We start from the raw sequence: 394 nt of genomic DNA, 5'->3' as shown, positions 1-394 counted from the left end.
TATTCTCCGCAGCGGTCAGGCTCGCAGCTCGCAGCCAGAATAATTCGTCATCCAGCGTCAGCGCCTGAGCATCTTCAGTCACAGCGTCAGAGAGCAGCATGCGGCGACCATAGCCACCGTGTTTCAGTGCATGCTGATTGCCGGGCTGGAATGGGTTTGTCGGAGGTGACCGCCTGGTACCGCGTATCGGTTTCGCGCCTCCGGAAATCGGGGGTTTCTGCGATTCGCTGTTTTCTTCTTGCTTCTTTACGGTGTTGCGAATGGTCTTTGATGGCTTCTGCGAATTCGCAGATTTCTTCGCACTTCCCTTTTGCGAATTCGCACCATAACTCGTTACCTTGATATAGCGCTTCGCACTTGAGTAATTCAGTCCCTGCGCTTCGCACCAGTCTCT

The 394-nt window shown here is 54.1% G+C and carries 1 pseudogene; it reads right to left on the bottom strand.

The features are described from left to right. Positions 1 to 394 (bottom strand): annotated as a pseudogene (locus FDX01_RS23160) (hypothetical protein); the annotation flags it as partial.

The organism is Citrobacter sp. wls613, assembly GCF_005281195.1.
Lineage (GTDB): Bacteria > Pseudomonadota > Gammaproteobacteria > Enterobacterales > Enterobacteriaceae > Citrobacter > Citrobacter gillenii.
The sequence above is the reverse complement of the archived record's forward strand: the minus strand, read 5'-3'. Positions and strand labels throughout refer to the sequence as shown.